Genomic DNA, 13553 nt, shown 5'->3' on the forward strand with positions numbered 1-13553 from the left:
GTCCTCCTGCACTGTTACTGCCGCTCAAACCGACGGCTTATCAAGCGTCCAGCCAGACCTGCTCGGCGAACATGTAACCCATGAAGCCGCCCAGCGGATTGCTGCTGTAGCCTTTGATGCGCTGGTCAACGCCATCGATGTTGCTGATGAACACTGGCACGCCGATGCCGCTGTGGTCGTGCACCAGCGTTTGCATATCGGCGTACATCTTGCTGCGCTTGGCGTCGTCGGTTTCGGCGCGGGCGAGCATCAGCAATTGGTCGAACTGATCGTTCTGCCAGCCGGACTCGTTCCACGGCGCTTTCGACTGGAAGAACTGCGAGAACATCACGTCGGCATTCGGCCGCGGGTTGATGTTGCCGAAGCTCAGCGGGTGCTTCATCCAGTGGTTGGACCAATAGCCATCGCTCGGCAGACGGTTGACGTCGAGTTTGAGCCCGGCCTGTTTCGCCGATTGCTGCAACAGCACCGCGATGTCCACTGAACCGGTGGCGGCCGGCGATGCGACCAGCGGCATGCTGATGTTTTCCATCCCGGCTTTCTTCAGCAGGAACCGGGCTTTTTCCGGGTCATAGACGGTTTGTGGCAGGTCGGCGTTGTAATAGCGCGAACCCGGCGCAATCGGATGGTCATTGCCGACCACGGCAAAGCCACGGAACACTGCCGATTTGACCTGCTCGCGGTCGAGCAGATACTTCATCGCCTGGGTGAATTCGGCGCTTTTGCCGGGCATCTGATCCTGACGAATGATCAAATCAGTGTAGTTGCCCGACGGCGCATCAACGACCCGATGCTTGGCACTGGCCTTGATACGGGCGGTAGAACGCGGATTGACCTCATTGATCATGTGTACGTCGCCGGAAAGCAACGCGTTGACGCGCGACGGTTCGTCACCAATGGCGATGAACTCGATTTCGTCGAGGTATGGCAGGCCTGGTTTCCAGTAACCGGTGTTGCGCGCAGCCACCGAACGCACGCCCGGTTTGAATTCCTTGACCTTGAACGGCCCGGTGCCGATGCCCTGATTGAAGTCGGTGGTGCCTTCGGGAACGATCAGCAAGTGCGACACCGCGAGAATCGACGGCAGCTCTGCGTTGGGTGCGCTCAGACGGATCTGTACTTCGTTGGTGCCGGTAGCCTTGATTTCGACGAACTGCTCCATCAGCGGCATGACTTTCGAACCGGTGAGCGGGTCCTTGTGTCGCGACAACGAAAACACCACGTCGGCGGCGCTCAGGGTCTTGCCGTTGTGGAAGGTCACGTCTTTGCGCAGGGTGATGGTCCACACGGTGGCGTCGGTGTTATCGATACGCTCGGCCAGTTCCAGCTGCGGCACCAGATGCGAGTCGAATCGGGTCAGGCCGTTGTAGAACATGTAGTGGCGCACATAGTCGGTGGACAACGCGCCTTTGGCCGGGTCTAGGGTGTCTGCCGTGGAACTGGACATCCCGGCGACACGAATGCGCCCGCCCGGCTTGCCTGTGCCCGGTGTTGCCGCTTCATCGGCGAACAGCTTGCCGGCGGCGCCAAACAGGCTGCCGGCGCCCGCCGCGGCAACACCCGCCACACCGAGCATTTGCAGGGCATGACGGCGTGACATGCCGCGATTGAGGCCCTCGAAAACCCGCAGGCTTTCTTCGCCGGAAATCAGGGGTGAGTCGTTTTTGTTGTCAGTCATATCAGTGCTACCTGTCGAAGATGAGAAGGCTCGAGTGTTCCGGTTGACCGGAACGTCCTGAAACGCAAACGACGGTGACGCCACAACAGCAACTCAATGCAGATAATCCTGAAAGCGGTAATACGCGCCCACGAACGGCAAAAACCATGGCTTGCCGAAATGCCCGGGGATGGCTGGCCATTCAAGTTCGCGCCACGGATTGGCCTCGACGTTACCCGCCATCACCTCGGCCATGACCTGGCCCATGTGCACCGACATCTGTACACCGTGGCCGCTGTAACCCATGGAGTGAAAAACCCCGCCATGCTGACCGGCCCGAGGTAGCCGATCGGAAGTCATGTCGACCAGTCCGCCCCAGCAGTAGTCGATCTTCACCTCGGCCAATTGCGGGAACATCTGCACCATGGCGGCTTGCAGAACCTTGCCGCTCTTGGCGTCGTTGACGCTGTCGGACATGGCGAACCGCGCGCGGCCACCAAACAGCAAACGGTTGTCCGGGGTCAGGCGAAAGTAGTTACCGATCATGCGGCTGGTGACATAGGCACGACGACATGGCAGCAATTGGTCGAGCAACGCGTCTGGCAATACCTCGGTAGCGATGACGAAACTGCCGACCGGCACGATGCGCCGCCGATACCAGCTCAAGCCGCCGTGCTGACAGGCGCCAGTGGCGAGCAGCACCTGCCCGGCGTGCAGCGAGCCCTTACTGGTATTGACCTGATAGCCGCCGGCCTTGGCCTTCCAGTCCAGCACCGAAGTGCCTTGATGGATCAGGGCACCGTGCCGCGCCGCCGCTTCGGCAAGACCGACGCCGAAGCGGCCGACGTGCATTTGCACGCCGTTGCGTTGCAGCAGAGCGCCGTGAAACTGTGCCGAATTCACTTCAGCGCGGGTCTGCTCGGCGGACAACAACTCGACATCGGCATCGACCTCACGACGAATCAGCTCACAAGTGCGCGCCAGGCCTTCGTAGTGCATGGGTTTGGCGGCCAGTTTCAGCTTGCCGTTGCGGATCAGGTCGCAGGCAATCTGCTCCTGCTCCACCAGTGAAACAACACTTTGCACTGCTCGCTCATACGCCTGGTAATAGGCGCGCGCCTTGTCCGCACCGAGGCTGGCACTGAGGCCAGCGTAATCCTGGGCCACCCCGGTGTTGCATTGCCCACCGTTACGCCCCGAGGCTTCGCCGATCACTCGCCCGGCTTCGAGCACCACCACACTGGCCCCCTTGAGCGCCAAGGCGCGGGCCGCCGCCAACCCGGTGAAACCACCCCCCACGACGGCCACATCGACCTGCGCGGGCAATGCGCCGAGTTGCCCACCGGTGAAGGCCGGTGCGGTGTCGAGCCAGTAGGATTCACTGCCCATGTCCGATTCGCCTATGCCAGAAAAAATGCCGATGCCGATGCAACTCAGAGTCCGACCAGCGCCGGCAGCCCGCCGATGTCAGTGATCTGCTGATAGCCGTAAAACGCATTGCCCGGGACTTCGTGACCGCGGGCGACGAAGGCCTTGTTCTTGATCTTCATGTCGTGTGCCGGCATCAAGTCGTAACGGAAGCTGGAGGACACATGCAAGATGTCTTCCGGGCCGCAGCCAAGGTTGTCGAGCATGAACTCGAACGCCGCCAGGCGTGGCTTGTAGGCTTGTGCCTGCTCAGCGGTGAAGACCTTGTGAAACGGCGCGCCGAGTTTGTCGACGTTGGACATGATCTGGCTGTCGCTGGCGTTGGAAAAAATCACCAGCGGGATCTTGTCGGCAATTTTCGACAGGCCGGCCGGCACATCCGCGTGTGGGCCCCAGGTTGGCACGGCGTCGTAGTACAGCTGACCTTCGTCGCGGTACTCGACGCCCCAACGCTTGCAGGTACGCGCCAGTGCTGTCTTGAGAATCTCGTCGTAAGGCATCCAGTCGCCCATGACCTGATCCAGGCGATAAGCCGAGAAATCCTTGACGAACTGGTCCATCTGCTCCGCTGGCACGCGATCGGCGAAGAGTTCGCGCGTCATGGTGCCCATGTGGAAATTGGTCAGCGTACCGTAGCAGTCGAACGTAATGAATTTGGGACGAAGAAAGCTCATTGGGTGCGATCCTGAAGTTCGTTGAGGTCATGGCGCGGCCAGCATTCGCTTGATTGGCAAGCGGTGATGCAACGCTGCAGCACACCGTCATTACAACACTGTGAATTCAGCAGATGGCGTTAAAAGCGACCTTTGCTCGATACAAACCACCGTTTTGGCCACCTGCCTCAGCAGACTTTGCGGCTCGCTCCAGCCTTGGGCAAACCCTGTATTTGTGCGCCCTTATGGACCTCTTTTGCCTGTTCACGCGCTGTTTTTCCGGCGATCACCGCAGAAACTGCGCCGAGCAAAACGAAAACGGGCGCGTCCCTAAGGAAGCGCCCGTTTGGCGGTTGATTCAAGCGTTACTGATGCCACTGGCATGGCCCGATCTCTGCGGGGCGAACCTGCTCGCAAAGCGCTGCGCAGGGCAACATCAATGTCCCGTCAGGCCCGCTTCGCGAGCAAACTCACTCCCATGGCTTGATCGGCATTACTGAACAATATCGATCAGCACACTCTTGAAGCGCAGGTTGGCCTCGAACGCCTCGCGCCCCAGGTCCTTGCCGATACCGGAACGTTTATAGCCACCGGTGGGCAGGATGTAGTCGTTACTGCGCCCGTAACGGTTGACCCACACCGTCCCCGCCTCGAGTTTGCGCACCAGGCGCAAGGCGCGATTGATATCGGCGGTGTGTACGCCTGCGGCCAGACCGTAAGTGGCGTGCGCAGCCAGACTGAGTGCCTGCTCCTCGTCATCGAACGCCTGCACCGTCAGCACTGGCCCGAAGATCTCTTCGCAGACCGCCGGATTCTGATTGTCGACCCCGGTCAGCAACGTCGGTTGATAGTAAGCACCGCCCATCTCTTCAAACAGTCCGCCACCGGTCAACACCTCGGCCCCGGCCTGGCGCGAACGCTGGACGATGCCATCGATGCGACTGGCCTGCAGGCGCGAAATGATCGGTGAGAGCGTGCTCTGCGACGACCAGGTAGGACCGGGACGCAGCGTCTCGAAGTAAGCCTGCAAGTGCGCCAGGAAGGGTTCCATGATCGAGCGTTCAATCAACAGCCGTGAGCCGGAGACACACACCTGGCCAGCGTTACCGGTAATTGCCAAGGCCACGGTGCGCGCAGTTTTGGCAATGTCGGGGATATCGGCGAAGACCAATTGTGGACTTTTGCCACCGAGTTCCAGTGTGACCGGTTTGGGCCCGACCCGTGCGCACGTCGACATGATGCTCGAACCGGTTGCCGTGGAGCCGGTGAACGTCACTTTACCCACGCGCGGATGCCGGCACAGCGCGTCGCCCGTCACACGACCATCCCCCTGCACGACGTTGAAGATGCCGGCCGGCAGCCCCGCGAGCAACGCCAGTTCAGCAAAGCGCAGACTGGAGAACGGCGTCAGCTCTGAAGGTTTGAGCACCACGGCATTGCCCGCAGCCAAGGCTGGCGCGACCTTCCAGGACGCCATGCTCAGCGGAAAATTCCAGGGTGCGATGGCGGCGATCACCCCATAGGGTTCAGCAATCTGCATGCCCAGGCGATCGGTCTGGGTGGCGGCAACCTGACCGCCATGCTTGTCCGCCAGCTCGGCAAAAAAACGAATGCCTTCGGCCACATAGGGAATATCCCAGGCGATCACATCTTTGTGCGGGCGGGTTGAGCCGACTGCTTCCAGAGGCGCAAGAATCTCCGCGTCCGCCTCAATCAGATCCGCCCAGCGGCGCATCACCCGCGCCCGCTCGCGCGGTGGACGGCTGGCCCAGTCGCTGCGATTGAAGGCCTGCCAGGCATTATTGACGGCTTCGTCCACCAGGTCGGCATCCGCCACCGGCAGTTCGGCATAAACCTGGCCGTCGGAGGGGCGAACCACTTCCAGCCCTGAATGCGCATCGCGGTATTGACCGTCAATGAAGTGGGCGCTGCGAACAGCGATAAGGCGGGGATCGAAGCTATTCATGGAGCACTCCAGAAGAGGGGCCGGCGAGTCATTACTCAGGCCTCCATCGTAGAAAAAAAGCCCAAGCATTTGCTGCCGACCTTGCCGTGCAAATAAGTAGTAAGTGTGGTCTTGCGGGCATCGTCTCGCCGAATCTGCCGAATGCGCGATCGCCCCTTGTCAGCGCTTCACACAGATGGGATACAGGCACCATCGCGCCGCAAAACCGGGCGCTCGCGCACATTGTTCAACGGAGACTCGCCATGTCCGCCTCACACCCGTCCGCTTATGTTTATCGCCCGATGACCGCCGCCGATATCCCCGCCGCCCATGCCTTGTCCGTGCAGCTGAAATGGCCGCATCGACTGGACGACTGGGCGATGCTGCAACGGGTCAGTGCCGGTTTCGTGGTGCTTGATGGCGAACGGTTGATCGGTACGGCATTCGCCTGCCCGCAAGGTGATTTCGCCACCATCGGGCTGGTCATCGTCAGCGACGACTACCAAGGTAAAGGCATCGGACGCCAGTTGATGGAGCAAGCCCTCGATGCCTGCCAGGCGCGAACGCCCATGTTGAATGCGACCCTCGCCGGTGCGCCACTGTATGCCAGTCAGGGGTTTGTCGAGTTTGGCAGGATCCAGCAACATCAGGGCCAGGCGCACGCACCGGCGCTGACCGCGCTGGCCGAGGGCGAAGCATGTCGTGCGCTGACGGCTGCGGATCAGCAACAACTGTTGACCCTGGCGAACGCTGCCAGCGGTCTGGATCGGCGCGCGGTGCTCGACGACCTGGCGCCGGTGGTGGAACAGTCCGTCGGCATTCATCGCGACGGCCAGTTGCGCGCCTTCGCGCTGATGCGCCCGTTCGGACGCGGCCGCTGCATAGGCCCGGTGGTTGCTGAAAACCTCGAACAAGCAGAGTACTTGATCGGCACGTTGTTGAACCCAGTGCCGGACGCCTTTGTACGCATCGACATTCCGGCCGATTGTGGCCTCGCCGAATGGCTGGAAACAGCCGGACTCAAGCAGATCGACACCGTCGCGCAAATGGCCCGCGGCACGCCTCCTGCGGCCGCCAATGGCATGCGCCAGTTTGCGCTGGTTACCCAAGCCATCGGTTGATTGCGCTGTTGCAGTGCCTCAACGTTTTCTAATGGAGTGTTCTTCGTATGTCGCAACCTACTGTTCTGCTGTTGGCTCGCGCCGACGGTGGCCGCATCGCTACGTCTTTCGAACAGATGGCGTTGAGCGCCAGAGATCCTTTTGCCGCCGGCCGACGCGTCGCTTGGCACGGTGCCGACGGCATCAGTGCAGGCATCGTTGAGGTTGGCGAGTCGATGGACATCGAGGATTTTCCGCACACCGAAACTATTGTCGTGCATGCCGGGCACGTGCGGCTGAAAGCCGGCGAACAGACATTGGCATTGGCTGTCGGCAGCAGCGCAGTGATCGGCCGTGGCACCTCGCTGCGAATAGAGGCTCAGGTCGGAACGCAATGGGCTTTCTGTGCAATGGCCACTGACACCCCGACACCCGGCCTCACCGGCCTCGATCCGTTGGCGATGCTATCGCCGTCGGCGGCGCCACCAGAACAGATTCTGATTGGCGCGACACCACAATGCCGCTCCCGCAATGCCTTCGAAGATCCGGTAACCGATCTGCGTGTCGGTGTGTGGGATTCGACGCCCTACGAACGCCGCGGCCGAGCACACCCACTCAATGAGTTGATGCACCTGATCGAGGGCAGCGTGGCATTACTCGCGCCGGACGGATCGAGCGTTATGGTCGATACCGGCGACAGCGTGTTCGTACCGCGCGGCGCATTCTGCGCGTGGAAGAGCACGCGCTATGTGCGCAAGGTTTACGCGGTTCGCTAGTGGCCTGTTTTTTCAGAGCCATGAGGATGACACCATGACTGTGGCGAGGGAGAAAGCTCCCTCGCCACAGGTTTTTTTCGCTCGTGCTATCGCTTGGTTGCGTCGGCCTACTTCTGCTGCGCGGTCAGCGCCGAGTAGCTGTTCATCAGGTTGCGGTAGTTAGGAATCCGCTGCGACAGCAGATTACCCAGACCTTCAATGTCGTTGCGCCAGTCGCGGTGCAACTCACATGCCACCGAGAACCAATTCATCATCTGTGCGCCAGCCTGAGTCATACGGCTCCAGGCGGCTTGTTGCACCGTGGTGTTGAACGTGCCGGAAGCGTCGGTCACCACAAACACATCAAACCCTTCCGCCAGCGCCGACAGGGTCGGGAACGCTACGCAGACATCCGTCACCACACCGGCAATGATGATCTGCTTGCGCCCGGTTGCCTTGATCGCTTTGACGAAGTCTTCGTTGTCCCACGCGTTGATCTGGCCTGGGCGAGCGATGTACGGCGCGTCCGGGAACATCTCTTTCAGTTCCGGTACCAGCGGGCCGTTCGGGCCTTGTTCGAAACTGGTGGTGAGGATGGTCGGCAGTTCGAAGAACTTGGCCAGATCAGCCAGGGCCAGCACGTTGTTCTTGAACTCGTTCGGCGAGAAGTCCTGCACCAGCGAAATCAGACCGGTCTGGTGGTCAACCAGCAGCACGATGGCGTCGTCTTTGTTCAGGCGGTTGTAGGTTGGAGTGGTCATGGTCTGCGTCCCTTTTGAGTTTTTGAAGTTGTTGTTGCGTTCAAGTTGGGTACAGATTACTGACGCACAGGGACGGGATAAATCGGCTGAAAAGCGTTTCACCGTCAACTCAAAAAGGACAATACCGATCAACCACTTTTACTGTCGGTAGAAACCGACAGTGAAGCGGTCATTTCAGCGTGACACACCGCGAGTATTTCATCGGCCAGCGCGGAATCAGCCGGGCAGGCCCGCGACAGGATAATCGCGCCAACCGCCCGCGCCAGCATGTCGATCATTTTCACCCGCCCCTCACCAGACGCCGCGTCGGGCCCTGTCGGGTACTTGTCGCCAAGCGTCTGCAGCGTGCGCTCGATCCCGTCGGCAAACGCCATTTTCACTTCGTCAGAATGGCGCGCAGCGTCGCCGCACAAAGCGGCCATGGTGCAGCCGCTGCCCCGCCCGTCCCGGTGTTCTTTCGACACATAAGCGTCGATGAAGCCCTGAACATCGAGCATTTCGGCACTGGCCAACGAGCGCGCAAGGCTGTTGGCCGAGGCTTCGGACATCAGGTCGGCCTTCGAGCCGAAGTGCTTGTAGAAACCGCCATGGGTGAATCCGGCCGCCGCCATCAGGTCCGCGACGCCGACACCGTCGAAACCGCGCTCACGAAACAACACCGAAGCGGTCTCGACGATGTGCTCGCGGTTTGCCTGCGCCTGGGCTTTGGTGACTCTCACGTGCAATACCTCCGCTGAAAAATCATGCGCAGATGATACATAGATGTCAGCCATAATCAAAACCGTTGACAGTTTAGATTTCGATCATCATCCTAATTGCAGAAGTTATCGCTGCTCACTCACAGGCACGGATCAACCCCCATGACCGATCAAAATCTGTTCACGCCGTACACGCTTGGCTCCCTGACGCTGGCGAATCGAATCGTTCTCGCGCCGCTGACCCGCAATCGAGCGGGCGAAGGCTTCGTGCCCAGTGAATTCGCGGCCACCTATTACAGTCAGCGCGCCTCCGCTGGCCTGCTGATCTCCGAGGCCACGCAGATCTCCCGACAGGGCCAGGGCTATCAGGACACCCCGGGGATTTACACGCAGGCGCAGATCGATGGCTGGCGCAAGGTCACCGCTGCGGTGCACGAAAAAGGCGCGAAGATCTTCCTGCAACTGTGGCATGTCGGTCGTGTTTCACACGTTGATCTTCAAGAAAACGGCGCCGCACCTGTCGCCCCCTCGGCGATACGCCCGACGACCAAAGTGTTCGTCAACAACCGCTTTGAAGACGTTTCCGCGCCACGAGCACTGGACATCAGCGAACTTCCGGGGATCGTCAACGATTTCCGCCAGGCAGCGGTCAACGCTATCGCCGCTGGGTTCGATGGTGTGGAAATCCACGGTGCCAACGGCTATTTGCTCGATCAATTCATCAAGGACGGCGCCAACTTGCGCACTGATGCCTACGGCGGCTCGATTGAAAATCGTGCGCGCTTGTTGCTGGAGGTGACGGCAGCGGTCGTCGCCGAGATCGGCGCAGATCGCACCGGCATTCGCCTCTCGCCGGTGTCGCCGGCCAACGGGGTGTCGAGCAGCGAACCGCAAGGGCAATTCGAGTACATCGTCGAGCAACTCGACGCGCTGGGCATCGTTTATCTGCACGTGGTCGAAGGCGCAACCGGCGGTCCGCGCGATGTCGCGCCGTTCGATTTCGGCGCTCTGCGCCAGCGTTTCAAAAACACTTACATCGCCAACAACGGCTACGACCTCGAGCTGGCGAACGTGCGGATTGCCGAAGACCACGCCGATCTGATCGCCTTCGGTCGCCCGTTCATTGGCAATCCGGATCTGGTCGAGCGCCTGGCGGCCGGTGCGCCGTTGGCCGGTTTCAACCCCGCCACCCTGTATGGCGGTGGTGCGGAAGGCTACATCGACTATCCGACCCTGGCGGAATGGAGCGCTGCTGCTCAGTAAGCCGAGTCCCAGCGCATTTACTGCTTCATGCATCAGTCCCTGATCGATTTTTCTGACGAAGAGATGACCCTATGAACGCCCACCCTACTGTTCTGATCACTGGCGCCTCTACCGGCATCGGCGCGGTTTACGCCGAACGTTTCGCCCAACGCGGGCATGATCTGGTGCTGGTCGCCCGCGATCTTCAGCGCCTGGAAACACTCGCCGCGAAACTGCGTAGCGAACACAGCGTCGCCATTGATGTGCTGCAGGCAGACCTGACCCAACTCAAAGACCTGACCACCGTCGAGACGCGCCTGCGCGACGACGCGCGCATTGGCATCCTCGTCAATAACGCGGGCGCCGCGCAGTCGGGCAGCTTCATCGAGCAGAGCACCGACAAAGTGGCCAATCTGGTCGCCCTCAACACCACGGCACTGGTGCGGCTCGCCAGTGCCATCGCTCCCCGTCTGGCGAAGGCCGGTGACGGCGCCATTATCAACATCGGCTCGGTGGTCGGTCTGGCCCCGGAGTTCGGCATGTCGGTCTACGGGGCCACGAAGGCATTTGTCCTGTTCCTGTCTCAGGGCCTGAGCCTGGAGCTGTCGCCACTCGGCGTCTACGTGCAAGCCGTGCTGCCGGCCGCTACCCGCACCGAGATCTGGGATCGCGCAGGCATCGACATCAACACCTTGAGCGAGATCATGGAAGTCACCGATCTGGTCGATGCAGCGTTGGTCGGCTTTGATCGTCGCGAGCCGGTGACCATTCCGCCGCTGCATGAAGGTGAGCGCTGGGATGCCTTGCAAACCGCGCGGCAGGGCCTGTTGGCGCAGATTCGCCAGTCGGCAGTCGCGCAGCGTTACCTGGCGTGAGTCCGATGGAACCAATGCCTTTCGTCAAAGCCGCCAACCAATCGATTTTGGTTGGCGGCACGCCCTTCGCCTATCGCGACCTCGGCCCAAAATCGGCGGTGCCGCTGATCCTGCTCAATCATTGGGGCGCAGCACTTGACGACTTCGACCCGCGAATCGTCGATGGTCTGGCGCGGAACCGGCGCGTGCTCGCCATTGACTATCGCGGCGTCGGTGGCTCAGGCGGCACCGCGCCCCTGACCGTCGCGCAGATGGCCGACGACGTCACCAGCCTGATCGCTGCGCTGGAATTCCGCAGCGTCGATCTGCTGGGTTTTTCCCTCGGCGGATTCGTTGCTCAGGACATCGCGCTCAAAGATCCCGCCTTGGTGCGGCGCCTGATTCTGACCGGCACCGGACCTGCTGGCGGCGTCGGTATCGCCAAGGTCGGTGCGGTTTCCTGGCCACTGATGTTCAAGGGCTTGTTGACCCTGCGCGATCCCAAGTTCCACCTGTTTTTCACCACAACCGCCAACGGACGGCGGGCCGCGACAGACTTCCTGCAACGTTTGAAAGAACGCCGCAAAGATCGCGACAAACGCCCGACACCGCGCGCGTTTCTGCGGCAGTTGAAAGCCATCAAGGCCTGGGGAAAACAGCTGCCGCAGAACCTTGACGGCCTGCAAATTCCGACGCTGGTGGTCAACGGTGACAGCGACATGATGGTGCCCACGGTCAACTCGATTGACTTGGCGAAGCGGATTCCCCACGCGCAATTGATCATTTATGAAGACGCCGGACACGGCGCGATTTTCCAGAACTACGCTGACTTTGTCAGCAAGGCACAGGCGTTTCTCGATAGCTGAACAAACCTGCTCAGGCAACGCTGCCCTCCCCCAAAAATTGCGAGAGCCGTCCCTACCATGAAAGCTTATTTTATCGATCGCTACGGCAAGCAGAACGGACGTCTGGGCGATGTCTCCGAGCCTGTACCCGGCGCCCATGACGTGCTGATTGAAGTGCATGCTGCCAGCGTCAACGTACTCGATTCGAAGATTCGCAGCGGCGAATTCAAACTGATTCTGCCGTACTCATTCCCCTTGGTGCTGGGCAACGATTGTGCCGGCGTGGTGATTGCGGTTGGCGCAGCGGTCAAGGGCTTCAAGCCCGGCGACGCGGTGTATGCGCGCGTGCCCGAACAGCGAATCGGCACGTTCGCCGAGCGAATCGCCGTCGAGCAAAACGCCGTGGCGTTGAAGCCCGCCAACCTCAGCATGGAACAAGCCGCCGGCATTCCTTTGGTCGCCCTGACAGCCTGGCAAGCGCTGGTCGACATCGCCCGTTTGCAGAAGGGTCAGAAGGTCTTGATTCACGCCGGTTCCGGCGGTGTCGGAACCATCGCCATTCAACTGGCCAAGCACCTCGGCGCGCTTGTCGCGACCACCACCAGCACTGCGAATGTCGAGTGGGTTAAAGCGTTGGGTGCGGACGTGGTGATTGATTACAAGCAGCAGCACTTCGAGGAGGAACTGCGCGACTACGACGTGGTGCTGAACAGCCTCGGCACCGACGTGCTGGAAAACTCGCTGAAGGTACTCAAGCCAGGTGGTCAGCTGATTTCCATTTCAGGCCCGCCGACCGCAGAGTTCGCCAAGGCGCAGGGCCTGGCGTGGCCGCTGCGGCAAGTCATGCGTTTGTTGAGCCTGAGCATTCGACGCAAGGCGCGCAAGCAGGATATCCGTTACAGCTTCCTGTTCATGCGGGCCAACGGCGCACAACTGCACGAAATCACCACGTTGATTGAAGCCGGTGTAATAAGGCCCGTGCTGGATCGCACCTTCGCCTTCGAGTCAGCGGGCGAAGCCCTGACTTACGTTGAACAGGGCCGTGCAAAAGGCAAGGTAATCGTGCAGATCAAATAGTTGCCTGCCTGTAATCATCTGGCGAAAGACCCATGGATAACCTTGCCTGCGACACCGAAAAGCCCCCCGCCGACGAACTGCAAGACACGGAGAACAAACACCCACCGGAACCCGCGAACCACGAAACGCCCGACCCTAAGCAGCACAACGCAATACTTGGTGTTGCTCCGATCGTCTGGCGGCCCTTGATGCTTGAGCCTTAGGTGTTCAACGCGCAAGGGTGAGAGGGTGGTGGCGAGTTTGCTGGACAGCTTTGCCGGGAAGATGCCGCAGGGTTGTGTCACTGGCTAAGTGGCGGGTGCCGAAACAGCGGCCCTCACCCTAGCCCTCTCCCCCAGGAGAGGGAACCGATTGGGGGATATTGGCGATGAGCGCCGACGTGCAATAAAGGCTGTGAATCCAATACCGCCGAGTACTGCGGATGGACCCGTAATCGACGCGATCTGTCAGGTCGATGCATAACGCCAGACACCTCGGTCGGCTCCCTCTCCCCCAGGAGAGGGAACCGATTGGGGGATATTGGCGATGAGCGCCGACG

Annotated in this window: 12 protein-coding genes; 6 read left to right on the forward strand and 6 right to left on the reverse strand. The window is 60.7% G+C overall.

What is annotated here, in order from left to right:
• Window positions 1–40 precede the first annotated feature (40 nt).
• The 4 genes from ACWR1S_RS06370 to ACWR1S_RS06385 form a co-directional block, all read right to left on the reverse strand.
• A complete protein-coding gene (locus ACWR1S_RS06370) occupies window positions 41–1678 on the reverse strand; it encodes an ABC transporter substrate-binding protein (protein ID WP_454562862.1) in 1638 nt (545 codons plus the stop codon).
• Window positions 1679–1771: 93 nt separating this feature from the next.
• The gene (locus ACWR1S_RS06375) at window positions 1772–3046 is read right to left on the reverse strand and encodes an NAD(P)/FAD-dependent oxidoreductase (RefSeq protein ID WP_454562863.1); all 1275 of its coding nucleotides are present in this window, start codon (window positions 3044–3046) and stop codon (window positions 1772–1774) included.
• 44 nt (window positions 3047–3090) lie between these two features.
• Window positions 3091–3759 (reverse strand): haloacid dehalogenase type II, encoded by a 669-nt coding sequence (locus tag ACWR1S_RS06380; protein WP_016987768.1) that lies wholly within the window; start codon window positions 3757–3759, stop codon window positions 3091–3093.
• Window positions 3760–4231: 472 nt separating this feature from the next.
• The gene (locus ACWR1S_RS06385) at window positions 4232–5704 is read right to left on the reverse strand and encodes an aldehyde dehydrogenase family protein (protein WP_454562864.1); all 1473 of its coding nucleotides are present in this window, start codon (window positions 5702–5704) and stop codon (window positions 4232–4234) included.
• A 242-nt stretch (window positions 5705–5946) separates the two neighbouring features.
• On the opposite strand from ACWR1S_RS06385, the gene ACWR1S_RS06390 reads away from it, so the two are divergent.
• The gene (locus ACWR1S_RS06390; protein ID WP_454562865.1) at window positions 5947–6804 is read left to right on the forward strand and encodes a GNAT family N-acetyltransferase; all 858 of its coding nucleotides are present in this window, start codon (window positions 5947–5949) and stop codon (window positions 6802–6804) included.
• A 47-nt stretch (window positions 6805–6851) separates the two neighbouring features.
• A complete protein-coding gene (locus tag ACWR1S_RS06395; protein ID WP_077572457.1) occupies window positions 6852–7559 on the forward strand; it encodes a cupin domain-containing protein in 708 nt (235 codons plus the stop codon).
• A gap of 107 nt (window positions 7560–7666) precedes the next feature.
• On the opposite strand, the gene ycaC is transcribed toward ACWR1S_RS06395, so the two are convergent.
• A complete protein-coding gene (gene ycaC / locus ACWR1S_RS06400; protein WP_007916011.1) occupies window positions 7667–8299 on the reverse strand; it encodes an isochorismate family cysteine hydrolase YcaC in 633 nt (210 codons plus the stop codon).
• Between the two features lie 128 nt (window positions 8300–8427).
• Window positions 8428–9018 (reverse strand): TetR family transcriptional regulator, encoded by a 591-nt coding sequence (locus ACWR1S_RS06405; RefSeq protein ID WP_454562866.1) that lies wholly within the window; start codon window positions 9016–9018, stop codon window positions 8428–8430.
• Between the two features lie 141 nt (window positions 9019–9159).
• Between ACWR1S_RS06405 and ACWR1S_RS06410 the strand changes: the two genes are divergently transcribed.
• From ACWR1S_RS06410 to ACWR1S_RS06425, 4 genes are all read left to right on the forward strand, one after another.
• A complete protein-coding gene (locus ACWR1S_RS06410; protein ID WP_454562867.1) occupies window positions 9160–10260 on the forward strand; it encodes an alkene reductase in 1101 nt (366 codons plus the stop codon).
• A gap of 71 nt (window positions 10261–10331) precedes the next feature.
• Window positions 10332–11114 (forward strand): SDR family NAD(P)-dependent oxidoreductase, encoded by a 783-nt coding sequence (locus ACWR1S_RS06415; RefSeq protein WP_454562868.1) that lies wholly within the window; start codon window positions 10332–10334, stop codon window positions 11112–11114.
• Window positions 11115–11119: 5 nt separating this feature from the next.
• The gene (locus ACWR1S_RS06420) at window positions 11120–11959 is read left to right on the forward strand and encodes an alpha/beta fold hydrolase (RefSeq protein WP_454562869.1); all 840 of its coding nucleotides are present in this window, start codon (window positions 11120–11122) and stop codon (window positions 11957–11959) included.
• A 57-nt stretch (window positions 11960–12016) separates the two neighbouring features.
• On the forward strand, window positions 12017–13015 hold the full coding sequence (locus tag ACWR1S_RS06425) for an NADP-dependent oxidoreductase (protein WP_454562870.1): 999 nt from the start codon (window positions 12017–12019) through the stop codon (window positions 13013–13015).
• The last annotated feature ends 538 nt before the right edge of the window (window positions 13016–13553 follow it).

The organism is Pseudomonas sp. AIG (assembly GCF_977020205.1).